Here is a 24560-nt window from a genome sequence, read left to right as displayed (position 1 = left end):
ATTTATTCAAAATTCCGAGTATCCTTGTTTGCCATCCAGAAGGGGTAATATAAGAGGAAGTTCAATGTCAGGTCTTAGCGAATCAGCGAAGTTGGTTAAAGATGCGCTAGCAAGCCGTGGTTTAGAGACACCAATGAGTCCTAACCAGGTTAGCCGAGAAGAGAAAAAGGAACGAATCGAACACCATATGCGTGAGATTCTCACTCTACTCGAACTTGATCTTACGGACGATAGTCTGGAAGAAACACCGCACCGCATTGCCAAAATGTATGTGGATGAGATTTTCTCTGGTTTGGATTACGCTAATTTTCCTAAAATTACCGTAATTGAAAACAAGATGGGCGTTCGCGAAATGGTACGAGTAAAAGACATTACCGTGACCAGTACTTGTGAGCACCACTTGGTAACGATTGATGGTAAGACTGCTGTCGCTTACATACCTCGTGGTAAAATTATTGGTCTGTCTAAGATCAACCGTATCGTGCGCTTCTTTGCGCAGCGTCCACAAGTTCAAGAACGTATGACTCAGCAGATCCTTGTCGCTTTGCAAACATTGCTTGAAACAGAAGACGTTGCAGTAACCATGGATGCGGTTCACTACTGTGTGAAATCACGTGGTGTGATGGATGCAACTAGTGAAACAACCACCACAGCACTGGGCGGTATTTTCAAATCTAACCCAGCCACTCGTCACGAATTTTTACACGGCCTACGTTAATCGCCTCGTGATTTGATAAATACGATTTAGCCTCAGTAAATCGGCAACTCGATTCTAAGCCTCGCACTCAGCGGGGCTTTTTTACGTCTGTGATATGAGCTTCGTGTGCTTTGATAGTAGATCCCCGATTCAGTCGTTCCTCCTTCTCGGGGATGACGGAGAAGATCGGTTTGCTCATAAGGGAAAATACGAGGGTGGAGGTTCAGTTTGTATTCAATTGTCAGCCTTTTAGAAGCACGCGCTGCCGAGCTTGCAGAGTGAGCGACTTAGTCATATTCGTCATTCCCAAGAGTGAGGAACGAACGAAATAGGGAATCTGTTTTTTCTAGGGGGTTGTTTGATTGGAACGGAAAATAGATGCGCTCTACAGAGTGTAAAGCGCAAACTTGGATAAAGCTGCTGGTGGAATGCTTACGATAGGTTAAACAAACGCTTTAAGCGGTGAACAATACCGGATGGTTTGTTCTCGGCTTGATAGATGTTCAAACCATCGTAAAAACTCGCCATGAACTCTACGCGAATCTCGTCATCACTGCTTCTCGATACGCGAGACAATAGCGTAGCAGCAACTGCAGCATGATCATTGGCTAGGCTGTAATCCATACCGAGTCGCCCTTGAATGAACAACCACAAATGAGTTACTAATTTTAATTGTTGAGCGTTAGAGTTTTGAAACTTGTCGCTGTTCTCTGTGCCCACTGTATTATCGAATACATTTTGCATCGCCTCATTCGCTTCTTTATTGCTTTCAAAGCGATAGCTTGCATCGATATGTACCTTGGTTAACAGACCAAGCAACGTCTGACGTGCAGAGTTGTCCGGCTTATTCTCACAAGCGTGTTTAAACAGAGCGTGGTTTTCGTTGATAAAAGACGTTAGCTCTTTCTCGAAACCTGTCGCAATCGCGGCTACTGAGTCTAAACCAGACTCTTTCAAACAAGAGTGCAGCTTGGTTTTGGCTTGCTGATTTGCTTTAAGTTTCTGCTGTTCACTAGTTGGAAGCTCAGTCATTACTCTGTAGCTCTTCCCACGTTACTTCAGCCGATTGAGTATCACTGTTAACGAAAGCAGAGTTGCCAGTCAGCATCACTGAAAGATCCATCGTGCGTTGTGTCATCGCTGCAAGCTGCTCAATACCATCGTTGTCTAGACGAACGATCTGAGCTTTCAGGTAACCGAATTTACCTTTGTTCTGCTCCCACCACACGTTTGATTTGGTGTTGAAGCTGAATATACGCACTGATTTAGATAGGCGAGTTGCCTTCTTAACACGCTCTGGATCGGGTTCGCCGACATCAACCCATTCTAGGATTTGATCATCTAACGACTTCTGCCATAAATCAGGTTCTTCAATGCTGGACAACCCTTTAGTGAACTCAAGTTCAGGAGAGGCATTGATACAGAAAGCCATGATTCGGGCCATCATTCGCTGTTCTGTTTCAGAAGGGTGTTGTGCAACCGTTAGATTAAAAGAGTCGTAATAGTCGCGATTCATATCAGTTAAAGAGATACGAAACTTATAGATTGTCGGTTTAAGAGCCATTGAGAGGGTGTCTTAGGTAGAAATAGTGAAGGGGGATATTACCTTAAATCTCTGAATAGCGGGTAAAAAAATAGCCAGCAGAGGCTGGCTATTTTTAGAAAGCTTTAAAATACTAAATTAAAGTACTTTGATGCTGTCAGCTTGTGGGCCTTTTTGACCTTGAGATACTACGAACTCAACTTTTTGGCCTTCAGCAAGAGTTTTGAAACCTTCGCCAGTGATTGCAGAGAAGTGTGCGAATACGTCTGGACCGTTTTCTTGTTGAATGAAGCCGAAGCCTTTAGTTTCGTTGAACCATTTTACTGTACCAGTAACTGTGTTAGACATGATGATATCCTAAGATTAAATTTTTTATTGAGCCAATTGTGGCACTGATAGCGTGGAAAAGTTTATTGCTATTGCGTACAACACAACGGGGTTACTAGTAATCCAACGAAATGTTTATATACAAAGAACTTTCTTTCTAGCCGAAATGGAGTCTAAATCAAATCGGGGGATAGTCAATCGAATCCATAGTGAAAGGTTGCAGAAACTTGGGGGTAGTCAAACTTTGCATTCCTTAAATATCATGGAGTTACAGTTGTATGGTGATTTGTTGTCGTTTTTGTGAAAAAGGTGGTCGATATTGATGACAAATTTGGAGTAATTGCACTGTTTTAGCGCATTCATTTTTGCAAACTAAAAGCCGCTAATTGGGTCTTGAGCTTACTTTTTATGGCTTGTATTTATAAATTTCGTTACAAGGAAAATGTCTTTACTGGAACGAAACTTCGACTACTTTTTCAAGCGGTACAGGTTGCCATTATCGGTGCTGAAGAATATGTCACCGTTTGGGGAGGTTTCGATGTCTCTTATCCTTTCGCCCAACTCCTCTAAAATGCGTTCTTCTTTTATCGCCTCACCTTGTTTATTGACTGTCACAATATTGATGTGAGTAAGTTTTAGTGAGCCAGCCAGCAGCCTGCCTTGTAATTCTGGGTATTTGTCACCTTGGTAGACGATCAAACTGCCCGGCGCGATGGAAGGAATATAGACTTTTTTAGGTGCTTTAATACCATCTTTGGTCTCAGATTCGCCAACGCTGATAGGGCCCCAATACTCTTTTCCGTGTGATGTGACTGGCCACCCGTAGTTAGCACCTGCTTTTATTAGGTTGATTTCATCACCACCACGCGGACCGTGTTCAATCGACCAAAGTTTTTGAGTTGGGAAATCATAGAAAAGCCCTTGTGGGTTGCGGTGACCATAACTCCAAATCTCGTCGAGCACCTTGTCGTTATCTGTGAAGGGGTTATCGCTTGGTGTGCTTCCATCTGCATTTAATCGCAATATCGAGCCTGCGTGAGTCATGGTGTTTTGGCCGTTATCTCGGTTACCGCGATCACCGATTGAAAAATACAGGTGGCTATCATCAAAGGTGATACGGCTACCAAAGTGACGTCCGGTGTCCGTTCTGGATTTCGACACAAACACGTCTGTCCAATTGGTGATTTCATTGTTGCTGTAATTAGCAGAAGCGAGTGTAGTTACGCCTTCACCATCGACGTCCTTACTGTAGGTAACATAGAACTTACTTTCTTCAAAAGGGGAGAGGGCAATATCCAATAATCCACCTTGGCCTTTAGCCCAAACATTTGGCAGCCTGAACAGTGTATTTTGCTCTCCCGACTTCAGATCAATGTGTTTAATGACGCCTGCTTTTTCTGTGAGAAGCATGGAGTTGTCATCGACATAAGCTAGGCCCCATGGGATTACGAGACCGTCTGTGATCTTCTCAGCTTGCCATGCAAACGCTGGGGTTGAAGCGATGACGCCTGAAGTGATGATTGCAAGTGCAGAAGAACGAATACGATGAGGTGTGTTCATTGAAGTCCCTTGATTGTCATGACGTTGTATTAGTTTAGCTTGCGGTCGGCAAGTAGGTAGCGAGGGTAAGTGAAAAGTCACTATTCACATATTTAGTTCAGTCAGTATTGTATGATTATACAAGCTCACGTATGTTTACCCTGCCAAACTCTAATTGATTCCTTTCGGAGCACCATGAATACCACACCTGCAACATGCTCACTACTTTCTAAACCTTCATGCTGTCAGGTTGATGACCCAAGTCTCTTTTTAACCCTGCGTGCAGCATTATGAGTCGTCTATTTGATTTTAAATTGATCTTACTGGCGTGTTTGGTCATCAGTATTGGCCAACTCAGCATGGGTTTGGTGTTTCCATCTTTACCTTGGATCGCCAAAGATTTTGATGTCTCGTTAGAGCAAGCGCAGCTTTTGGTGAGTGTGTATTTGTTGGGTTTTGGCCCTTCCCAGTTTATTTATGGCCCCATTTCTGATGCTTTGGGACGTAAGAAAGTACTGTTAAGCGGCCTATTGATCGCCATGATGGGACTATTGATGATCATCTTCTTTAGACACTCGTTTACCAGTATGGTGATGGGGCGATTCCTGCAAGGCTTAGGAACTGGTTGTTGCGCTGTACTTGCTCGTGCTTCAACGCGAGATAAATTCAGCGGGGCAGACTTGCCACTCGCGATGTCTTACATTGCAATGGTTGCCTCAATAACACCTTTGATCGCGCCTGTTATCGGTGGATTTATTAACTTCCATTTTGGTTGGAGCATGGTGTTCATATCGCTACTTGGCTATGTTTCTTTGGCTTGGCTTGTGTTAGCAATCAAATTTAAGGAAACCGTTACTCAGTTCTCTGCTATTCCTTCACCTAAGAAAATGGCATCGCAATACAAAGAGCTTCTCACATCTCGTTACTTTATGAGTTTTGCGAGCATCGGCTGGCTTAATTTTAGCTTGATGATCACCACTGTGTCGGTGATGCCATTTATCATGCAGAACCAGATCGGTATGACGTCCGACGAATACGCAATGTGGGCGGTGATTCCTGCATTAGGTATGCTTGGCGGAACTAGTTTATGTAACCGTATTCGCCCAGTTTTAGGCAATAAGAAAACGCTGTTATGTACGCCTGTGCTGCACATTTCTGCTGCGTTGTGGCTTTTCTTTTGCCCACTTGAGCCTTTATATCTAATGATTGGCCAGTTCTTGATGATACTCGGTAATGGTATTGCGCTGCCTTGTGCTCAAGCTTTAGTAATGTTGCCTTATAAGAAGAACGCAGGCGCTGCTGCTGCGATGTCTGGCGGCGGGCAAATGGTGGTCTCTTCGATGGTGAGTATGGGACTAGTTCAATTAGGGCTAGGAGAAGCGTGGCATTTATCGCTTGTCATCATGTTGTTCACACTGATTACCCTGTTTAATATTTTACGTGGTTTCAGTAGCCAAGAAGCGAGAGAGTCCCAGCTTAGCTAGTTATTTAGTTATTTAGCTAGCGCGTGAAAAACGAAAAGGCCGTTGAAGCTTTTGATTTCAATGGCCTTTATTATGCTTAGAGCTTAGAGCTTAGAGCTTAGAGCTTAGAGCTTAGAGCGTAGAGCTTGGACTTAAACTGAAATGCCTGAACTATTCACAGACGACTGCAACCTTCTCACTTGCTGCGGTATTGGCTGGAACTGGATGATCGATCAGGCGAATAGGGGATTCATACAAAGCAGACAAAGCTTGTTCATCGAGTAACTTATCCGCGCTGCCTTCAAATGCAATCTGACCTTTTTTCAGGGCAACAATGTGTGTGGCGTAGCGCAGAGCCAAGTTCAAATCGTGCAAAATGACAATAACTCCGACGTTTTCCTTTTTGTTGAGTTCAGACAATAAACCCATAAGCTGAAATTGGTGATGAACATCTAACGCAGAGGTCGGTTCATCAAGAATCAAGATCGGAGATTGCTGAGCAAGTAACATTGATACCCACGCTCTTTGGTGTTCACCTCCAGATAAATCATCTGCTAACGCCTGTGAAAAATCAGCAATGCCGGTTCTTTCCATAGCTTGTTTAATGATCGACTTATCTTCAGAATTCCAACGACCCAACGCGCCTCGCCAAGGGAAACGCCCTAAACGAACCAGCTCTTCTACGGTTAAACCTGCAGAAGCAGGTAGCTTTTGCGGTAAATAAGCAATCTTCTTCGCTAGATCTTTGCTTTTGAACGAAGAAAGAGAAGTGTTTTCTAACTCGACGGTGCCGTGATCTGGAGACATCTGCCCTGAGAGCAAATTAACGAGTGTAGATTTACCTGAGCCATTATGACCAAGAACGACAGTCAGTTCATTGGTCGGAATCGCAAGGTCTTCGATTGAGAGAATAGTTCGTTGATCACGAATGATTTTGATGTTTGAAAGCTGAAACATGTCAGTCCTGTCTTTAGACCAATAAAGCTGCTCAATAAAAGCAGCCTGATTGGTCTCTAAAAGCAGCTTTACTGGTCTCTAAAAATAGATGGTGATATTAAACGGTTTTTTTATTATCAGGGTGCCTAGGGCAATCGTCGCAATACTTACCAGAGTCGCACTTATAGACTAGGCAACAGCTGACTCTGATCAGTTTAAGCATGCCTGTATTCTCGTCGATTTTAAGGCTATCTAAATGACTATCTGGTAACTTGCATGCATCTAACCAAAGTTTGGCTTGGTCAGTGATATAATCGTTGGTTAGGCTTGGCTCATGCTGCTGTAATTTGATCAAACTACCTAATAGTAGATCCGCAAGTAAATGGTTGGTAAACCCCGGACGGATACGGGTCCACTCACTTATCTGGTTGCGATAAAACTCAGTGAGTGCAAGTATCGCCTCGCCAGCCTTAGGTATCAATTCCTCGGGTGAACCGTGTTGATGATCACCGTTAAAGAAGCGATAACCTGTCACGAACTCTTTATACCTAAACTGACCAATATTCTTGATATCAGGTAGCGAGTGAAGGCCATAGATTGAAACAAAGGTAACATAGATGGGTTGCCAGCATACAAGATCCCATGTTCGAGTTAACCAATAGGCTTTGCCCGCCTCAGAGTGATTCTTCGAAAGACCATCGTAAACGCGCTTGATTTCGATATGGCTCTTATCATTCGTTACAGCGATACTTTTACTGCTGAGAGAACCGTAACTACCGCTTAAATAAGGGGTGACTTGTTTCGAGTAAGCGAAGATTTTCTGATGTAGAGAAGGTGCTCTCCGACGAGTGATAATATTGTGCAGTTGGGGAAGCATCTTAAATCAATAAATGAGAATCAGTTGCGTTATCATAACGGACATAATCGAGGATAACCATACAAAATGGAGCATCTACTCGGTGCTTTTAACGTTTTTGATATTTATAAAGTGTGGATAGGCTGTACTTTTTTAAGTGATAAAAGCCTTTTTAAATGATAAAAGTATTTGTGAAACTAATGTGTCACTGCCAACTATAGAGAATATAAAAGCTTGAATATGAATACACCTGCATTCGATCGTATTAGCCGCGTTTTAGCTTATATTCATGCGAACCTAAGCTCGACATTATCGCTAGAAGATGTTGCTAAACAAAGCTGTTGGTCTCGCTGGCAACTGCAAAGAGTGTTTCAAGCTGAAACCGGGCTGACCGTAGCAAACTATGTGAGAGAGCTTAAGTTAAGCCAAGCAGCAGAGTACTTACTAGACGGCAAAGAGCGGGTGATCGACATTGCCCTTGGTCTCGGGTTCAATTCAGAAATCAGCTTTAGCCGTTCGTTCAAGCAGATGTTTGGGGCGAGCCCAAGCCTATATCGAAAAGCGGGCAAAAGGGTAGGGCTGAGAAAACCAATACAAGTGTCTGATATGACGAGTGCTGCTGAAAAAGGAGTACTCAGCTTTGTGGAAGTACGAATTGACGAAAGAGAGTCTTTCCTCGTTAAAGGCATGACATCAGAAATCAGTGGTTTGTTTTCACTAACACAAGATTTTGCAGAGAAAGTCCCTCAGCTTTGGTCTCGCTTGGAACAGGAAGTTACGATTCCAAATGATAATGTGCTTCAGTTTATTGGCGTAGTTGATCTTACTCAGTCTTGTTTCGATGGTACCAACATCCACTATTGGGCTGGTGTTGAGCTTCACGACGGAATTTCCATCCCGCAATTACCAAGCATTATCTCTGATAAATTGAAGGTGTTGACCATCCCTAAGCAAACTTATGCGGTGGTTAAACATTGTGGGCCGATTGAAAACTTGCGACATACCTTGAGTTGGTTTGTGCTTAACTGGCTGCCGAATTCTGGTTATCGTGGTGTCGATGGCTATGAACTCGAAGTGTATCCATTTGGCTATCAAGCCCATGCATCAGATGCTGAAATGGAATACTGGGTTCCTATTATTAAATCGTAATCATATCCCCACGAAACCTCTTTCTGTAAAACCTCCCACTGAATAAGGTCAATTGTGTTTTTAATCAGCAATTGACCTGTTTTTATTAAAATTAGGCCAAGTTCTTTTTTAATTTGCACCAAATTGTTAATTATCCCATCTCTAGATACATACAATGCAAATGAGATTTATTATTATTTATATTAAGCATTGGTACCGAGGGAATCATGACCACTCACACTCGTTTTAAGTATTCATCATTGGCAGTAGCGTTGCTCACTGCGTTTTCAGCGCAAGCGTTGGCGGAAGAAACCGTTACAGCGGCAGACTCGAACATCGAAACTGTCACTATTATGGGGAAAGCCTACCGTAATACAGCCACAAAATCGGCACTTGAGCCAGAGGAAACGCCTCAAGGTATTACCGTTATTGATGAAGAACAGTTAGAGCAACGAGGTGTTCAATCTTTGAACCAAGCCCTTCGTTATGCACCTGGTGTTGTAACTGAAAACCGTGGTGGCTCTGTAGCCATGTTTGATTCTTACTCTATCCGTGGTTTTAACACCAACAACGTTAACTACTACGATGGCCTTTCGCTTCAGTTCTTGAATGGTTGGAACTTGCAGCCACAGATTGATCCTATCGCAATGCAACAAGTTGAGATTTTTAAAGGTCCAACATCAGTGCTGTACGGTGCAATGCCACCGGGCGGTATGGTGAATATGATCGCTAAAACGCCACAAACTGAACAGTCAACGAAGGTTGGCGTTGCAACGGGCTCACGAAACCTACAAGAAGCTTCTATTGATACGACGGGACAATTTGGTGACAGCGATTTCTCATACCGTTTAATAGCACTTGCTCGTAAACAAGATAGCCAAGTTGATAACGCTGAAGAAGAACGTTATTTAATTGCTCCTTCTGTAGATTGGCAAGTAAGCGACAAAACACTCATTAATTTCAACCTTTACTACCAAAACGATCCTTCAATGGGCATTAACTCAGCAATGCCTTTGGATGTATTGAAAGCGAGTGATCCATCGGTTTCGATGGGGGATAAGAACTGGAGCAAGTTTGAACGTGAAGTGTTGATGGTTGGTTATAAAATTAACCACGACTTCAATGATAATTGGACCTTCTTACAAAATGCTCGTTATACCGACGCATCTCTGTACCAAGAGAATACCTACCATCTTAGTTATGATCCGAGCACACCAAATCAATTATCGCGAGCGTTGTACTCAACGGACGAGAGCTTTAAAGGTTTTGTCATTGATAACCAACTGAGCGGTGTTATTAAAGCCGGATCGATAGAACACAATGTGTTAGTTGGCGTTGATTACCAAAACATGGATGGAGATGTGAATTACTCGTCTTATAGTGCTAACGGAAGTGGTTTCAATAGCTTCGACCCGTTGAACCCTAACAATGATCTCCTTGATCGTAGTGACGTGACTAAAACCGGTGAATATCTTGATGACACCACATCAAGTCAGCTTGGTTTATACCTTCAGGACCAAGTTCGTTTAGATGCTCTTGTCCTAATTGCAGGTGCGCGTTTTGACCATTACAAATCAGAAAGTGATTATTACGCACATGAATCCGATCACAAGCAATTTACTTATCGTCTAGGTGGTTTATACGAGCTTGATAATGGTCTATCTCCATTTGCGAGTTACGCGACCAGTTTCGAGCCAGCTCCGGGGGTTGATAAGAGTGGTAATGAATTTGATCCTGAAATGGCGCAGCAAGCTGAGATTGGTGTGAAGTATCTGTCTGATGATATGTCGAAAGAAGCAACGGTTTCTCTCTTCCATATCACTAAGCAAGACATGTTAATGACTGACCCTAGTAATGTTTATGGGCCAAGAATTCAAGTCGGTGAAGTGGTATCGCAAGGTGCTGAAGTGTCTGGTCGTTGGTTTGCTACTGAGAACTTTGATATTGCCGCAGCTTACACTTACGTGGATATGGAAATAACAGAAGATACGAGCAATGGTCTAGAGGGCACTACGCCAATCTATGTACCTGAACATACTGCGAACTTGTGGGCTAACTACAACGTATTTACAGGGATGCTAGCCGGTTCTCGACTAAGCGCAGGCGCTCGTTACGTTGGCGAAATGCAAATGGATGCGAGTAATACACAAGGCAAAGTACCGTCTTACACTGTGGTTGATTTATCTGTAGGTTATGACTTAGGTGCCGCAAGCGAGACTTTATCTGGTGCGACTGCTAACCTAGCTGTGAACAATATTTTCAATGAAGAATATTACGCGTGTTACGACCAATCGAACTGTTGGTTCGGTGCTGAGCAGTCTGTAGAGCTAAGCGTGAACTATGAATTCTAACTAGGTTAGGGTTATCAACTTGAAAGCAGCCTTTACTGGGCTGCTTTTGTCGTTTGAAGAAATATAGAATTTAGATTGAGTAGGCAACAGCATGAATTTACAACGAATAGCTTTTCATTTTTCTAAAGCAAAGAACTTGAACGCAAAGCTTGTGGTATCCGCATTAGCGAGCGCTTTATCGTTTAATGCGATGGCTAATTTTCAAGTTGAAGACAGTGAGGGCGTTAAAACCCTTGAAGCACAACCGGTTAGAGTCGCAGCGCTGAACTGGGACATTGCTGAACAAGTTATCGAACTCGGCGTTACGCCAGTCGCGGTGCCTGATATTGCTGGTTATACCGATTGGGTTGTTCAACCGACGATTCCTAAAGGCGTGGCGGACATTGGCACTCGAACTGAGCCCAATTTTTCTGCTTTGAAGAAGCTAAACCCTGATGTGATTCTTATTGCTTCTCCTCAGAAAGATCTTCAGGAGCGTCTGTCTGAAATTGCGCCCGTGCTTTACTACCAAACGTACAGTGAACAACACAGCAATGCTGCGGCTGCTATCGAGAACTTCAAAAAGATAGGTCAATTGCTTGGCAAAGAAGAGCAAGCGAACAATAAACTGGCTGCGATGGATGAACGTATCGCGGTTCTAAAAGCTGAACTAGATAAAGCGTATCCGGGCGACAAGCCGAAAGTCACTTCTTTCCGTTTTGCGAGCACAACTTCTGTGTTTATCTACGGCGATAACTCGATTCCACAATATGCACTCGAAAAGCTTGGTTTTGAAAACGCGATGGATCTTCCTGCGAGTCAGTGGGGCATCAGTCAAAAACGAATGACTGAACTTAAGAACGTCAAGGGTGGCATTGCGCTTTACTTTGAACCTTTCCCATATCAAGACAAGTTAGATCGTTCTCCTGTTTGGAAGAGCATGCCTTTCGTACGCAATGGTCAATTTAGCCCAGTGGCGGCAAGTTGGAGCTACGGCGGTGCAATGTCGATTTTGTATAACGCAGAAGCCATGGCGCAATCGTTGTTGACGCTAGCGGAGCAGTAATGAGATCCAGTGGTTTGATGATGGGGGCAATGCTGTTTTGTGCTGCTCTTGTTCATTTATGGTTAGGTCAGTCTGAGTTTGGTCCTATTGGCGAGTTGCTCCAACAAGTCTCTCAGATCAGCAATATTGCTACGTTCAATAGAATGGTTGATGATTCGTTTGAGCTGATGGCTTTGGCCTATGTCAACTTACCTCGCTTAGTGATGGCGATCTTGGTAGGCGGAACACTCGGCACTATCGGTAGCTTGTTTCAACAGCTAACGCAGAACCGTATGATGTCTCCGCTTACGTTAGGAACATCGTCTGGTGCGTGGCTTGGTCTTGTCGTTCTGAATGTGGTTGCACCAATGTTGGTTGCGCAATATTCAGTTTGGTTTGCATTAACTGGTGCACTATTAGCAATGGGGCTTATCGTTTCCATTGTTGGCATTAAAAATATGAGCGGTTTGCCGATTGTTTTGGCGGGCATGGCAGTTAACTTACTGCTAGGTGCATTCGCAACTGCAATTATTCTGCTTAACGATCAGTACGCACAAAATTTGTTCGTATGGGGAGCGGGCGATCTAGGGCAAAACGGTTGGGAGCAAGTACAGTGGTTGATGCCTAAGCTGCTGCCGATTTTTGCTATTTTCCTGTTGGCTCCAAGAGTTTTGACTCTGCTTTCAATAGGCACAGAAGGGGCTGCGGCACGTGGCCTTAACATCGGTACGACCTTCTTTGTGTTAATGGCTATTGGCGTTTGGTTGGTATCTGTGTCGATTACTTCGGTGGGTGTGATTAGCTTTATTGGTTTGATTGCGCCAAACATCGCGAGACATTTGGGCTTTTTAAAGGCGAAATCTGAACTTATCGCAAGCTGCGTATTAGGTGCGCTATTACTTTGTGTGACCGATAGCTTGGCTATCTTTTTGGCTCAATGGTCTTTGGATATGATTCCAACGGGTACAGCAACCGCGGTGATTGGTGCTCCAGCTTTGATCATTATTGCTCGCAAGCAGATGTCAGCCCAAGATCAGTTGTTCTTCTCTATGCCCAAAGGGCCAAAGTCTATTTCACCTTTGGCTTACTTGTTATTGGGCACGGTGATCTTCAGCTTGTTGGCGTTAAGCACACTGTCACAGCCTTCTTCAGATATGGGTTACTTCATTGTTCCAGACGCTTTTGAGTGGTCAATTCGCTGGCCAAGGATGTTAACCGCAATATTCGCTGGTGGCGGATTGGCAGTGGCTGGTGTGATTTTACAAAGGTTGGTTTACAACCCACTTGCCAGTCCTGATATCCTTGGCGTATCGGCAGGTGCGGTTTTAGCGTTGATTTTCAGTAGCTTGTTTATGGGATACTCGATTCACTCGCTAAGCCCGTGGGTTGCCTTTTTGGGCACTGCGATTGCGCTTTGTTTATTGCTGTTCCTTGGCAAGAAGCATCAGTTTGCTCCGTCGATTCTAATTCTGACCGGCATCTCGTTGACGGCAGTGTTAGAGGCTTTAGTGCAATTCTCTTTAACGCGAGTTGGAGAAGGGAAGTACACTTTATTGGCTTGGTTAGCAGGTTCTACGTATCGTGTTGAACCGGATGCGGCAACTATTCTGGCTATCGTTATCACCGTTTGCATTGGTGTTGCTTTACTGTTGAGTCGCTGGGTAACGTTAATTGCGACTGGCCGTCAGTTCGCGAGTGCAAGAGGGCTGAATATCAACATCGCCTATATTGCTCTGCTGTGTATAGTTGCAATTTTATGTTCGATGGTAACAACTACTATGGGGCCAGTCGCGTTTGTCGGCTTACTAGCGCCGCATATCGCCGCAATGGTAGGTGCTCGTTTGGTTCGAGAGCAGATCATCTTGTCGTTTTTAATTGGTGCTGCCTTAATGCTGTTTGCTGATTGGTTAGGTCAAGTAGTGGTGTTCCCAGCACAACTTGCAGCAGGCACGTTAGTGTCCATTATTGGTGGCAGTTATTTCATCTTCTTGTTACTTAAATCTCGAAGAACATAGGTACAGCTATTAATCTAAAACTATTGGCAAACAAAGTTATTGGTAATAGAAGCTACGAATGAAAAGCAGTGAATGGAGCGATCCATCACTGCTTTTTTATTGATGTTGTTTGCGTAAAGGAGAGTCGTTAGGCAACACAGGTCTCGCTTCTCAATGTGCAAGTTTGGCATATGTTAATAAAATGTATAATCTAAAGGTCTGACCACTTATTTGAGTAGCCCACATGACTGACCTTCCTCGTATCACTTGCTCCATTGATGAAAACCAAATCGCGACCGTGGTATTAAATCGTCCTGATAAGTTAAATGCTATTGATATGGCAATGTTTGAAGGCGTTAATAATATGATCAGAGAACTCAAAAAGAATAACCAGATTCGCGCTGTGATAGTGAAAGGTAATGGTTCAGATTTTTGTTCTGGCTTAGACGTTAAATCGTTATTGAACAGTAAAGTTGGGGCGATGAAGCTTTTGTTCAAATGGTTGCCGACGTTGCCAAATGCGGCTCAGTATTTTTCTATTGGTTGGCGAGAGATCCCATGTCCTGTCATTTTTGCGATTCATGGTCGTTGTTGGGGAGGTGGTCTGCAATTAGTCAGTGGTGGCGATTTTAGGATTGCGAGTCCAGATGCGAATTTCTCAATCTTAGAGGCGAAGTGGGGATTGATTCCAGACATGGGAGGGGCGATAGCTTTCCGAGAGCTGATGCGAAAGGATCATACCCTAGAAATGGCGATGACGGCCAAAGTGATCGACAGTGAAACCGCTAAAGAATATGGATTGGTGACTAAGATTGCCGAAGATCCTTACGCTGAAGCGTATGCTTTGGCACTTGAGTGCGCAAATCGGTCGCCAGATGTTGTCGCTGCTAATAAGAAACTCTATAACAAAACTTGGTGGTCAAGCCCAGGTATGGCTGTGTTCTACGAGACTTGGTATCAAATAAAGGTAGGGCTAAGTAAGAACAGAGCGATTGCTGCTCAGCGTGAAATTCATCGAGATAACCCACGCCCTTACGTCGCGAGAAAGTTTAAATAGCGTTTGTACAGGAATAATGAATATTCCCTTTGTTTATGAGGCTTTGCGGTAACCTTAGAGCAATTTAATGTCTAAGGCTAAAAGAGCGCTCTGATGAACAAAACTTTTACTTACTCTATAGCTGCCACCGCAATTTTTACTAGCTTAAATGCTTTCGCAAGTGGCCTGTTTTTGCAAGAAGCTGTCGTTGCTAATGCTGGTACTACTGGTGCCGGTGATGGTGTTTACACTCGCTCTGCCGCGGCGATGTGGACTAACCCTGCCACTATGTCTCACATGGGCGAAAGCAAAACGACCATTAATACTATGGCGTTTGATCTTGAGATGAAGTATCAAGACAACCAAGATTCTAGCGGTGACGGTAAAGGTCATTCAGTGCTGCCTTCATTCGGTGCTTTCCACGCTCATCAAGTTACAGACAAATTACACCTTGGTATTGCGCTGGGTGCTGTTGGTGGTTCAAGCCTTGATTATGGCAGTGAGTGGGCAGGCAGCCCTTTACTTGAAGATATCACTCTTACTGCGATGCAGGTGAACCCGTCACTGAGCTATCAACTGAATGAACAGTGGTCTGTTGGCGCAGGTATTCAATTGAGTTGGGCTGCATTACAACAGTCAACATCTGCGTTGACCGTCAAACAAGACACAGATTGGGCATACGGCTATAACCTTGGCGTGATGTATACCCCGACAGATAAGCTTAAGTTGGGTGCGAGTTACCGTTCGAAGCTAGAACATGAGTTCAATAATGACGTAAAAGGTCCAACAAATATCGGACTACTGAACTCTTTATCTACAGATATTGTAGTTCCAGAAATTATTGACTTAAGTGCGAGCTATGCGTTGAACCAACAGCTTGACCTGTTGGCGAGTATTCAGTTGCACCGTTGGAGTGAGTGGGATACTACTGTTCTCGATTTTGGAACCCAAATAGGGGGGCTCCAGATCGATCGTGACTGGGATGATGTGTGGAAATTTGCGGTAGGTGCTGATTATCAGCTTAACTCAGACTGGCGTCTAAAAGCCGGCTTCTCTTACGAAACCTCTCCGCAAGACGACCCAACAATGCAGTATGTTGACCTTCCAGTAGGCGAGCAATATCGCTACTCGGTAGGCGCGTCTACTTACTGGGATGATATTTTAATCGACGTGTTCTACGAATACGCGGACTTAGGGTCGGTTGATATGGACAGATTTATGGTAGATGGTTCGTTCGATGGCCGTATCCACTTCGTTGGCGTTAGCGCGACCTTCTAATGACATTACGTAATCTATTAATTGTTGCCTCGGCAATACTGGGCTCAACGGGTGTTTTGGCTGAAGAGAAACACCCAGATGATCCGACTAAAATTGTAACCAAAGCTGGTGTTGCTTTTAACGAAGATTGGCAGTTCTCTGGGTCTATTGGGCTTGATGAAGCGCGAATGATCAATGCTCGTGTCAATGCCGATGGTGAAGAGTGGCGATTAGGCGGTTCGTGGTTGTTGCCTATGGGTATCGTGAACTTCAATTTTAGCCGTTCTGAATATGACAACGAGGCTTATAAGAATAACTACAGTATTGGCACGTTTATACCATTGAGTTATTTCGATATTGAGCCGTTTGGTTGGCAAATTTTCCCTATGGCTGGCTACAGCTATAATGACGGCGAAGTAGCTATTTTTGATGACGACAATGTTGGTTCCGATTATGTGCTCATGCCGAGCTCAACACACGGTGGTTATATTGGCGCATTTGGCCTAAAAACAATTACTGATGAATGGTCGATTATGGCCTTTGGTGGTGGTTCAATGGGTTCTGATGATTATTCAGGTTACTGGACTGGTGTCGGCGCTAGCTACAAGTTGAGTGATGCTCAATCATTCAACTTCTTCACTATCTTTGCTGAGGATGATTTCGGTGAAAATAACAGTGTTGGCGCTTCTTATACCTACGAGTTTAAATAGCTTTTCTGCGTATTGTCTTAAATAATTAGAACTGAGAGTAGGCTCACCGATTGGGTGAGCCTATTCTTAGAATCTATTCTAATCCTATCTTTGTTAGCAATTGTTGCCTGTTTCTCATGTGAGAGTGCTGCTCTCTTAATCTAGATTAAGTTTTCACAGTCATATTATCTGTAATATCCGCGTCAATCAGTGCCCATGATAGATGGGTCGCTTGCACAATTTTCATGAGGATAAGACTTGAGCACTTTGTTTACAGAAACCCGCATCGGCACCATGACATTGAAGAACCGCTTTATGCGAAGCGCGACGTGGGAAAATATGGCAACAGAAGATGGCCATATGACAGACAAACTTTACGCGATCTATGAAGAATTGGCTCAAGGTGAAGTCGGCCTGATCGTGACGGGTTATGCGAACATCGTTGAAGAAGAAAAGCCTAACGCAGGCATGATGGGAATGTATAACGACTCATTCATTGAAGAGTATCAGAAGCTAACTCAACTGGTTCACGATAACGACTCCAAAATCGTGATGCAATTGGCTTATGGTGGCACGAAAACCACGCATGATCTCGGCGAGCGAGTAATCTACGCACCAAGTGAAGTTCCAGAAAAAGGAACTCAAACACTGGGTAAAGCGATGACCAAAGACGAGATCGACTACATTGTTGATGCCTTTGCTCAAGCGTCATTAAGAGCACAGACGTCAGGCTTTGATGGCGTCGAAATTCATGCCGCTCACACTTACCTGATTAACCAATTCTTAAGCCCGTATTACAACCAACGTGAAGATGAATACGGCGGTAGCCTAGAGAATCGCATGAGATTTTTGCTAGAGATCTATACCGCGACTCGCAAGTTAGTTGGCGACGATTTTACTATCTTGGTTAAGCTCACCGCTTCTGAGTTTTTTGAGGGTGGTGTGACCTTTGATGAAACCCGTTTAGTCTGTAAAAAGCTAGAAGAAGTGGGTGTGGATGGCATTGTGGTGTCAGGTAATATTCATGGCAAAGCCGACACTATGATTGGTGAATCTCACGATGGTTTCACCATTCAAGCAGAAGGCTACTTCCACGAGTATGGTCACGCAATCAGCCAAGACGTTAATATCCCAGTTATCACGGTTGGCGGCTTAACGGATTTTGATGCTATCGAAGCGATTGCAAACAATACGGGTATTGCGTACTTCGCGCTTTCGAGACCTCTGCTTTCTGAACCCCATTTAGTTAAGCGTTGGAAGGAAGGGGATAGAAGCCCTGTTGAATGTGAGCGATGCTCTAAGTGTCGTACTAAGCGCGGCAACTTTTGCGTGGTGAATAAAGACAGAAAAGTACAGCTCGCTCGCATGTAATCGCTGATCCTGGACCCAAGCGTAAGCCTAAATTTATAAGCGAGTCTAAGTTTGAGTCGGTGTTAATCACAGACTCAAACTTATATTATACAAAGCGATATTTGAAACCTTATTAATCACATTCCTCTGTCAATTTGGTGCGCATAAACAGGTACAATGCGCCCGTAAATTTTTTAACCGAGTTATCGTTAACAAACCGAGTCTACTGTGAAATTACTTCCTCTCTTAAAGCAACCTCGAATCCACTGACGTCTCTTTAGTTTTTGCGACATTACGATCATTTCAACTGTGACTACACTATTGACGTATCAGGGCACCAAGTGCTACCACGTCAGCGAAGCTGTGCACGTTGAATCTGTATTGTCGAATATATTGATATTTAACTAATAAAGATTAATCAGAGGTAAAAATGCAAAACAAGCATTGGTCTAAATTCGAATTGCTGCATGAAGTAGTCAGCAACCCCAATATTCATATCAAAGGTCAACACAGTTACTACAGCGATTGCTGGGACAACGGGTTTGAAGGTTCAGTCGTCCGTTATCTTCATGGTGACGAAGTCAGTCGTCAGTGGGAACCTCGCTGGGAAATCGATGAACTGTACATCGGTGACTATGTTTGTATCGGGGCTGAAGTGGTGATTCTGATGGGCGGTAACCATACCCACCGAGTCGACTGGTTCTCTTTGTATCCATTTATGGATGTGATTGAAGATGCCTACATCGGTAAAGGTGATACTCATATCAAAGATGGGGTTTGGCTAGGTATGCGAGCCATGGTGATGCCCGGTGTGACCATTGGCGAAGGCGCAGTAGTGGCGGCGAATAGCGTCGTTACAAAAGACGTTGAGCCTTACAGTATTGTTGGTGGCTCTCCGGCGAAAGTTGTTAAGTACCGTTTTGATAAGCCCGTTATTGAAGAACTGGTTTCGATGAAAATCTACGACTGGCCAGAAAATAAATTTGAATCGTTAAGAAAGCACTTATGTGATTCGGATTTTACAAAGTTAAAGCAAGCGATTACCTATTACGACAACGGTTTGTAAAGTGTAATTTTTCGGAGCAAGATCTGTGTCATAGTTATACTGAAAAACACGTTAAATCAGCTTCTTAGCTTGCATAACCTAATAGTGTGTACCAATCTTATTTCATAAGCATGGATAAGGATTGTGTATGCCCGCAAGTTCAATGAAAAACAAAGGGGTGGTAGGAAAAGTCCTACTGCCTTCTTTACTCATAAATCTTCTCTCTCTCGCCGTTCCGTTAACGGTTTTACAAATTTACGATCGTATTTTACCTAACCAAAGTTACGGTACTGCCACTTTGTTGTTGGCGGGTGCGGCGTTGGCTGTTGCCATGGAAGCATTAATTCGGTTTGTGCGTACCTGGCTTTTGTCTGCCGCGGCCAGCAATACCGAGAAAGCGACTTATCAAACCTTGGTTGAAAGAGTGACAACGGCATCATCAGGCCATCTTCGCCATATTGGTGTTGGCGGTGTAGAAGAGGGGCTAGGTTCCGTATCAAAAGTCAAAGATTGGTATTCCGGAGGGGTGATCGCAGGCTTTATTGATTTACCTTTTGCATTGATCTTCTTGGGCTTGGTGGCTTACATCGGCGGTGAGCTGGTGGTGATACCTTTGGCAGTTTGGCTCGTTACTGTAGGTGTTGTGTGGCTATCTTCTATTCGTGTGAAAAGCTTAAGTGAAGAAGCTTCCCAAGATGAGCAGGAGCGAAAAGCGTTTTTGATTTTACTGAGCCAAACCATTCAGGGAATCAAACGTCAGGCCGTTGAGTCTCGAATCTTCAACCAGTTTAAAGCCCTTAATAATGTTCGCTCTCAGTCTAAAGCGAGAGAAGAAGAACAGAACGCATTCGCCCAAGAGTGTATTCAGCTTGCAGCATTAGCGACTTCCGTTTTACTCGTTATCACGGGGAGCTTGTGGGTGTTGGATGGCCAGTTGACCACCGGCGGGTTGGCAGCTTGTTCTATCTTATCGGGCAGAGCGGTTGCACCGTTAAGCGCTCTGGTCGGCGTTCGAATCAAGCTTAATTCAATACACAGCGCGAATCAGGCAATTGAAAAATTGAGTGACTTGTCACTGTTGGAGTCTTCAGATTCTGAGCAAGCTGAGAGCCACTTGTCTGACTTTGAGACGTTGGAAATCAAGCAAGCGACCGTTGAAAGGTACGGTGAACTCTCTCATGCGGATGTCACACTGAATCAAGGTGAGTTGGTATTGTTAGAGAGTGAGGATCGCCATACCAACAGTCATTTATTGTCGTCGATTGCAGGTATTGATGATCTGAAAGCGGGTGAGTGCTTCATTAATGGCGAATCCGTTTCCATTGCATCTGTCGCTCAAGCCACAGCTTACTGCGGGGTAAAAGGGCAGTTAGTCTCGGGAACGATTCTGGACAATTTGTGCGGGTTTGATCCTGAGAGAACACATAGCGCCAGTGACTATGCTAAGCGTTTGGGTTTGACCAAGGAAATCACTCGATTATCCGATGGACTAGAGACACAAATTGGCCATACGAGTGCGTCTCTGCTGAGTATGGGCAACGTGAAAATGCTCAATATAGTGACTCAACTGGCAAGTGATAAACCCATTATCATGTTAGAAAGGCCAGATTCCTCGCTTGATTTAGATGCCCTTGGAAACTTAGCTAAGGTTCTGGAAGAAGAAGTGGCGGAAGGACGGACGATACTGATGGTGAGCTACCATTCTAAACTTCGCGAATTAGCTAATCGAATAATTACAGTGGAAAGTCGAGCTATTTCCGAAGAAAGTGAGAGCAATCAGGAGGCTGTCGTATGAATCGTTTAGATGCTAGCAACCGTGCAGATACGGATGGGCGACAAGAGGTGATGAACCATTTAGAAACCGAGAGTCTTTCCGTCCTCAAGGAGTTGGAAGTTAATGCGAATATCCAATTGTTCGCTCGCCAATGGGTTGATGAGAACGGCATTGAATCAATTGATGATATGTTTGCCCTGTTTGATAGGCTTGCATTGCCCTATCGCTTGGTTGCCAACCTAGATGAAGTTGGCGAACACAAACTCGTATTACTGGTGCTTGGTGAACATGAGTTGGTTTCTGGTCATATAGAATCGAAACAGTTTATTGCTTTTGATGCCAATGAAGACGTTACCCAGATCCCACAGTTTTGTATTGTTATCGAAGGTCCACCACTAGAGAAGGCTTCTCCTGATTGGGTTGGCGAACGGCTACATGCGTTTCGCCCCATTATTCCTAAATTGCTTTTGGTCAGTTTTATCACTAACTTATTTGCGCTTGCCGTTCCTTTCATCACGATGTCGATCTATGACCATGTGATTGGTGGTGATGCAGGGCATGAACTGCAAGGTATCGCCATTGGCGCGGCGTTGTTGTTTGTGATGATGGGTTGGTTAAGAACATTGCGTAGCCGAGTGTTTGCATCAGTTTCAAACCGAGTAAGTCGTGAAATCTCTCAATCCCTTGTGCAGCGTCTACTTCGAAATAGCTATGCTCAAAATCAGCAAACAGCCTCGTCTAGTCAGCAAAACCAAGTGATGCTGTCAGAGCGTATTTCAGGCGTGTTATCTGGGCCATTAGGAAATGCGCTGTTTGATCTGCCATTCATTCTTATTTTTGTCCTTGCGATAGGTGTTTTAGGCGGATGGTTGGTACTGGTTCCAGTGGTATCTTTAATCCTTTATTACTTGCTAGCAAAACGCTCGATACGCTCTAGCAGCAAGCGCTCAATGCAATCGACGGTGGCAGGTACGAATCGTCAAAACATGACTAATGAGCTGTCATCCAAGCTTGCCTTTATTCGCAGTGCTGGATTCTCCGAGCACTGGATTCAACGCTTCAAAAAGGCCAATCTTCTTGCTTCAACAGTGACCTTTAATCAATCGGTTCTCCAGAGTCGTTACACTTCGATTTACTACTTCATTGGTGTGGGTTCGACACTCGCCCTGATGGGATTAGGAATAGGACTTATTTTTGAACAAGTGATGACCCCCGGTAGTTTGATTGCTTCAATGATGTTGATATCTAAGGTGACTGGCCCTGCTCAGGTGTTGGCAAACAGCGCGATGCGTTTTAATAGCTTTAATCAATCCAAATTGCAGGTAAATCGTATTTTGTCTCAGCCATCTGAGCGCGAGTTCAGTTACCAACATCACCCGTTGCCTGTTGTAGCGCCTAATTTGAAATTAGACCAAGTGACCCTGCGTTATCCTAAACAGAGTCGTCCCGCTTTGAGTGGCGTGAGTTTTGATATCGAATCCGGAGAAATTGTGGCGATTACTGGCCCTTCAGGTAGTGGTAAATCAACATTGATCGAAGTTCTGTCGGGCTTGCAGCCTATCCAAAACGGTATGGTAGAGCTTGAAGGCGTTAACCTCGTTCAATACGACCCGCAGATCTACCGTCACTGGTGTTTCATTCGTGCGGCTTATCCTGATTTGCTTACGCTGAGTATTCGAGAGTGGCTAAACGACGGGCATAAAGTCGAAGATCAGAAAATGATCTCTGCAATTGAAATGGTCGGCGGAAAGCGCTGGTTCAAGACATTATCTGGTGGGCTAGATACCTCCATCAGTAGTATTCAACCGGATAGCCTTTTTGACATGTTGTCTGGCAGTGTTGCGCAGATCCTCATCGATGCAAAAGCGCTAGTCTATGATTACCCAATGTTCTTGATGGATAACCCTGTACCTGATGCTCATCCAAACGCTAAGCGTATATTTGGTGAGTTTGTGCAATCGAAAAAAGGAAAAGCAACGGTGATTTATACCTCTCACGACCCTGACTTAATCAAACTTGCCGATAAAGTGGTGGTGTTAAATGAAGGTGCCGTGATTTACGCCGGTCCATTAGAGGCTGAACAGCCTTTAGAACCTCAAGCTTCTCAAGTTCAAGATCCGTCAGATCAACAAGATGCAGCCCCACAAGAACAATCAGAGTCTAAGCAAGGAGTCGCGAATGGCTAAACAACCTATCGAGAAGGGCAAGCGCTACGGTGAACTTGTTGAATCACAAAATACGGCTCGTACATTGGCATTAGCCACATGGTCAGTTGCTTTGTGTGTAATCGGCTTTGCCACTTGGTCTGTAGTCACCCAAGTGGATGAAATTGCCAAAGCCAAAGGCGCAGTAATTCCAGAAGGCGAGAAGCAAGTATTACAAAGCGCGATTGGCGGTAAGTTAAAGCAAATTCTCGTTAAAGAAGGTCAGCTGGTCGAGAAAGGTCAGCCTCTTGTTGAGTTTGATGCGACCTTCCAACGTACCGCTCTTGAAGAGTTAAAGTCTCAACAAGTGACGCTTCTAGCTAGTGTGGAGCGTATGAATGCGCTGCTTGAGCAACGTGAGCCTAATCTTGCTGAATTCGAGGTCGATTACCCAGAGATCGTCAGCCAACAGAAAGCGCAGCTGAACGCGCAAAAAGCCCTTTATTTCCAAAAGCGTGTGGTGCTGGAGAAAGAGAGCGAGCAAATTGCAGAGCAGCTTCGTAGTGTAGAAAAGGCCTTGCCGAGTTATGAGAAAGAATTGAATGCGACTAAGCAAGAGTTGAACATACTAGAAAAGGGTTATAAATCGGGCAATATTTCACGCTTACGTGTGCTTGAAATGCGTCAAAAACTGGCCAGTATTGAGCAGAAAATTGAAGAAGCTCGTGGCAAGAAGTCGGTATTGATTAGACAAGCTGACAGTAATGGTCAAAAAATCATACAACTTCTTGCGGAGGCAAAAGCTAAAGTGAGCGATGATCGTTCTAAAGCCGTGTCAGATTTATCTGCATTGAATGCCAGAGTTCGTTCAAGCCAAGCAAAACTGACAAACACTATGTTGGTGTCGCCATTGCAAGGCTTAGTGCAAAGCCTGCCAAGCACACAGAACGGAGGTGTTATCCAGCCGGGTGGTACGGTAGTCGAAATTGTTCCTGTTGGTGGGAAAGCCGACTTTAAAGCCCGTTTGTCACCAAGAGATATTGGTTTTGTGAGTGTTGGGCAGCCGACTCGCATCAAGATAGATGCGTTTGATTACAGCCGCTTTGGAGCTCTAAAAGGGGAGGTGGAAAGTATTTCACCGACCACAAGTCAAAGCGAACGTGGCGAGATCTATTATGAAGTGGTGGTATCGGTTGATACGCCATACTTCCGTAATAACCCAGAAAGCTTTTCTATTTTGCCCGGTATGACAGGTGAGGTAGACATCACCACTGGTGAGAAATCTGTATTCCAGTATCTATGGAAGCCGATTTACACCAACGTGAGTGTCGCGTTTGGTGAACGTTAATACTTATGAGTTTTCTTAGCAAATAAAAAAGGAACGCATTGCGTTCCTTTTTTATCGTT

At 44.2% G+C, this 24560-nt stretch carries 20 protein-coding genes; 14 read left to right on the top strand and 6 right to left on the bottom strand.

All coding sequences use genetic code 11. The features are described from left to right. The first annotated feature begins 64 nt into the window (after positions 1 to 64). Positions 65 to 718 carry a GTP cyclohydrolase I FolE gene (folE, locus tag BCT34_RS21890; protein WP_004737232.1) on the top strand — a complete coding sequence of 218 codons (654 nt, stop codon included), beginning with the start codon at positions 65 to 67 and terminating at the stop codon, positions 716 to 718. 411 nt (positions 719 to 1129) lie between these two features. Here folE and BCT34_RS21885 read toward each other — a convergent pair whose 3' ends face one another. The 4 genes from BCT34_RS21885 to BCT34_RS21865 form a co-directional block, all read right to left on the bottom strand. Beyond that, the gene (locus BCT34_RS21885) at positions 1130 to 1729 is read right to left on the bottom strand and encodes a hypothetical protein (RefSeq protein ID WP_076650802.1); all 600 of its coding nucleotides are present in this window, start codon (positions 1727 to 1729) and stop codon (positions 1130 to 1132) included. Then, the gene (locus tag BCT34_RS21880; RefSeq protein WP_076650801.1) at positions 1722 to 2261 is read right to left on the bottom strand and encodes a YaeQ family protein; all 540 of its coding nucleotides are present in this window, start codon (positions 2259 to 2261) and stop codon (positions 1722 to 1724) included. Before BCT34_RS21880 ends, BCT34_RS21885 begins: the two co-directional genes overlap by 8 nt. A gap of 117 nt (positions 2262 to 2378) precedes the next feature. Beyond that, on the bottom strand, positions 2379 to 2588 hold the full coding sequence (locus BCT34_RS21875; protein ID WP_004737278.1) for a cold-shock protein: 210 nt from the start codon (positions 2586 to 2588) through the stop codon (positions 2379 to 2381). Positions 2589 to 3035: 447 nt separating this feature from the next. Further along, positions 3036 to 4127 carry a PQQ-dependent sugar dehydrogenase gene (locus tag BCT34_RS21865; protein ID WP_076650799.1) on the bottom strand — a complete coding sequence of 364 codons (1092 nt, stop codon included), beginning with the start codon at positions 4125 to 4127 and terminating at the stop codon, positions 3036 to 3038. Positions 4128 to 4396: 269 nt separating this feature from the next. Here BCT34_RS21865 and BCT34_RS21860 point away from each other — a divergent pair, with 269 nt between their 5' ends. Continuing rightward, complete coding sequence (locus tag BCT34_RS21860) at positions 4397 to 5590, top strand: multidrug effflux MFS transporter (RefSeq protein WP_076650798.1); 1194 nt, start codon at positions 4397 to 4399, stop codon at positions 5588 to 5590. 150 nt (positions 5591 to 5740) lie between these two features. Here the strand turns inward: BCT34_RS21860 and BCT34_RS21855 are convergent, their stop codons facing one another. Then, entirely contained in the window at positions 5741 to 6526 is a 786-nt protein-coding gene (locus tag BCT34_RS21855; protein ID WP_076653989.1) for an ABC transporter ATP-binding protein, read from the bottom strand. Between the two features lie 97 nt (positions 6527 to 6623). Continuing rightward, on the bottom strand, positions 6624 to 7382 hold the full coding sequence (locus BCT34_RS21850) for a siderophore ferric iron reductase (protein ID WP_076653992.1): 759 nt from the start codon (positions 7380 to 7382) through the stop codon (positions 6624 to 6626). A 219-nt stretch (positions 7383 to 7601) separates the two neighbouring features. On the opposite strand from BCT34_RS21850, the gene BCT34_RS21845 reads away from it, so the two are divergent. The 12 genes from BCT34_RS21845 (at position 7602) to BCT34_RS21790 (ending at position 24501) form a co-directional block, all read left to right on the top strand. After that, on the top strand, positions 7602 to 8510 hold the full coding sequence (locus BCT34_RS21845) for an AraC family transcriptional regulator (RefSeq protein WP_076653994.1): 909 nt from the start codon (positions 7602 to 7604) through the stop codon (positions 8508 to 8510). A 206-nt stretch (positions 8511 to 8716) separates the two neighbouring features. Then, positions 8717 to 10840 carry a TonB-dependent siderophore receptor gene (locus BCT34_RS21840; protein ID WP_076653996.1) on the top strand — a complete coding sequence of 708 codons (2124 nt, stop codon included), beginning with the start codon at positions 8717 to 8719 and terminating at the stop codon, positions 10838 to 10840. 91 nt (positions 10841 to 10931) lie between these two features. Beyond that, a complete protein-coding gene (locus BCT34_RS21835) occupies positions 10932 to 11885 on the top strand; it encodes an iron-siderophore ABC transporter substrate-binding protein (RefSeq protein ID WP_076653998.1) in 954 nt (317 codons plus the stop codon). Next, positions 11885 to 13879, top strand: coding sequence for a Fe(3+)-hydroxamate ABC transporter permease FhuB (fhuB, locus tag BCT34_RS21830; RefSeq protein WP_076654000.1), 1995 nt, complete (start codon positions 11885 to 11887; stop codon positions 13877 to 13879). Before BCT34_RS21835 ends, fhuB begins: the two co-directional genes overlap by 1 nt. A 223-nt stretch (positions 13880 to 14102) precedes the next feature. Then, positions 14103 to 14915 (top strand): crotonase/enoyl-CoA hydratase family protein, encoded by an 813-nt coding sequence (locus BCT34_RS21825; protein WP_076654002.1) that lies wholly within the window; start codon positions 14103 to 14105, stop codon positions 14913 to 14915. Between the two features lie 93 nt (positions 14916 to 15008). Further along, positions 15009 to 16172 (top strand): outer membrane protein transport protein, encoded by a 1164-nt coding sequence (locus BCT34_RS21820; RefSeq protein WP_076654004.1) that lies wholly within the window; start codon positions 15009 to 15011, stop codon positions 16170 to 16172. Further along, complete coding sequence (locus BCT34_RS21815; RefSeq protein WP_076654006.1) at positions 16172 to 16861, top strand: hypothetical protein; 690 nt, start codon at positions 16172 to 16174, stop codon at positions 16859 to 16861. Before BCT34_RS21820 ends, BCT34_RS21815 begins: the two co-directional genes overlap by 1 nt. A 237-nt stretch (positions 16862 to 17098) precedes the next feature. Beyond that, entirely contained in the window at positions 17099 to 18211 is a 1113-nt protein-coding gene (locus tag BCT34_RS21810; protein ID WP_076654008.1) for an NADH:flavin oxidoreductase, read from the top strand. A gap of 409 nt (positions 18212 to 18620) precedes the next feature. Further along, positions 18621 to 19256, top strand: coding sequence for a CatB-related O-acetyltransferase (locus BCT34_RS21805; RefSeq protein WP_076654010.1), 636 nt, complete (start codon positions 18621 to 18623; stop codon positions 19254 to 19256). A gap of 127 nt (positions 19257 to 19383) precedes the next feature. Next, positions 19384 to 21030 (top strand): ABC transporter ATP-binding protein, encoded by a 1647-nt coding sequence (locus BCT34_RS21800; RefSeq protein WP_076654011.1) that lies wholly within the window; start codon positions 19384 to 19386, stop codon positions 21028 to 21030. Next, positions 21027 to 23195, top strand: coding sequence for an ABC transporter transmembrane domain-containing protein (locus BCT34_RS21795; protein WP_076654013.1), 2169 nt, complete (start codon positions 21027 to 21029; stop codon positions 23193 to 23195). Before BCT34_RS21800 ends, BCT34_RS21795 begins: the two co-directional genes overlap by 4 nt. Next, a complete protein-coding gene (locus tag BCT34_RS21790; protein ID WP_076654015.1) occupies positions 23188 to 24501 on the top strand; it encodes an HlyD family type I secretion periplasmic adaptor subunit in 1314 nt (437 codons plus the stop codon). The genes BCT34_RS21795 and BCT34_RS21790 overlap by 8 nt, the downstream gene beginning before the upstream one ends. Positions 24502 to 24560: the final 59 nt, after the last annotated feature.

The sequence above is a fragment of the Vibrio sp. 10N.261.45.E2 genome (assembly GCF_002875705.1).
GTDB lineage: Bacteria > Pseudomonadota > Gammaproteobacteria > Enterobacterales > Vibrionaceae > Vibrio.
The sequence above is the reverse complement of the archived record's forward strand: the minus strand, read 5'-3'. Positions and strand labels throughout refer to the sequence as shown.

Bases quoted from the DNA above. Each gene is read 5' to 3' on its own strand.
- BCT34_RS21820 (WP_076654004.1), top strand. From the start codon at position 15,009: ATGAACAAAACTTTTACTTACTCTATAGCTGCCACCGCAATTTTTACT.
- BCT34_RS21880 (WP_076650801.1), bottom strand. From the start codon at position 2,261: ATGGCTCTTAAACCGACAATCTATAAGTTTCGTATCTCTTTAACTGAT.
- BCT34_RS21840 (WP_076653996.1), top strand. From the start codon at position 8,717: ATGACCACTCACACTCGTTTTAAGTATTCATCATTGGCAGTAGCGTTG.
- BCT34_RS21805 (WP_076654010.1), top strand. From the start codon at position 18,621: ATGCAAAACAAGCATTGGTCTAAATTCGAATTGCTGCATGAAGTAGTC.
- BCT34_RS21795 (WP_076654013.1), top strand. From the start codon at position 21,027: ATGAATCGTTTAGATGCTAGCAACCGTGCAGATACGGATGGGCGACAA.
- BCT34_RS21790 (WP_076654015.1), top strand. From the start codon at position 23,188: ATGGCTAAACAACCTATCGAGAAGGGCAAGCGCTACGGTGAACTTGTT.
- BCT34_RS21875 (WP_004737278.1), bottom strand. From the start codon at position 2,588: ATGTCTAACACAGTTACTGGTACAGTAAAATGGTTCAACGAAACTAAA.
- BCT34_RS21825 (WP_076654002.1), top strand. From the start codon at position 14,103: ATGACTGACCTTCCTCGTATCACTTGCTCCATTGATGAAAACCAAATC.
- folE (WP_004737232.1), top strand. From the start codon at position 65: ATGTCAGGTCTTAGCGAATCAGCGAAGTTGGTTAAAGATGCGCTAGCA.
- fhuB (WP_076654000.1), top strand. From the start codon at position 11,885: ATGAGATCCAGTGGTTTGATGATGGGGGCAATGCTGTTTTGTGCTGCT.
- BCT34_RS21850 (WP_076653992.1), bottom strand. From the start codon at position 7,382: ATGCTTCCCCAACTGCACAATATTATCACTCGTCGGAGAGCACCTTCT.
- BCT34_RS21800 (WP_076654011.1), top strand. From the start codon at position 19,384: ATGCCCGCAAGTTCAATGAAAAACAAAGGGGTGGTAGGAAAAGTCCTA.
- BCT34_RS21845 (WP_076653994.1), top strand. From the start codon at position 7,602: ATGAATACACCTGCATTCGATCGTATTAGCCGCGTTTTAGCTTATATT.
- BCT34_RS21835 (WP_076653998.1), top strand. From the start codon at position 10,932: ATGAATTTACAACGAATAGCTTTTCATTTTTCTAAAGCAAAGAACTTG.
- BCT34_RS21865 (WP_076650799.1), bottom strand. From the start codon at position 4,127: ATGAACACACCTCATCGTATTCGTTCTTCTGCACTTGCAATCATCACT.
- BCT34_RS21860 (WP_076650798.1), top strand. From the start codon at position 4,397: ATGAGTCGTCTATTTGATTTTAAATTGATCTTACTGGCGTGTTTGGTC.
- BCT34_RS21885 (WP_076650802.1), bottom strand. From the start codon at position 1,729: ATGACTGAGCTTCCAACTAGTGAACAGCAGAAACTTAAAGCAAATCAG.
- BCT34_RS21815 (WP_076654006.1), top strand. From the start codon at position 16,172: ATGACATTACGTAATCTATTAATTGTTGCCTCGGCAATACTGGGCTCA.
- BCT34_RS21855 (WP_076653989.1), bottom strand. From the start codon at position 6,526: ATGTTTCAGCTTTCAAACATCAAAATCATTCGTGATCAACGAACTATT.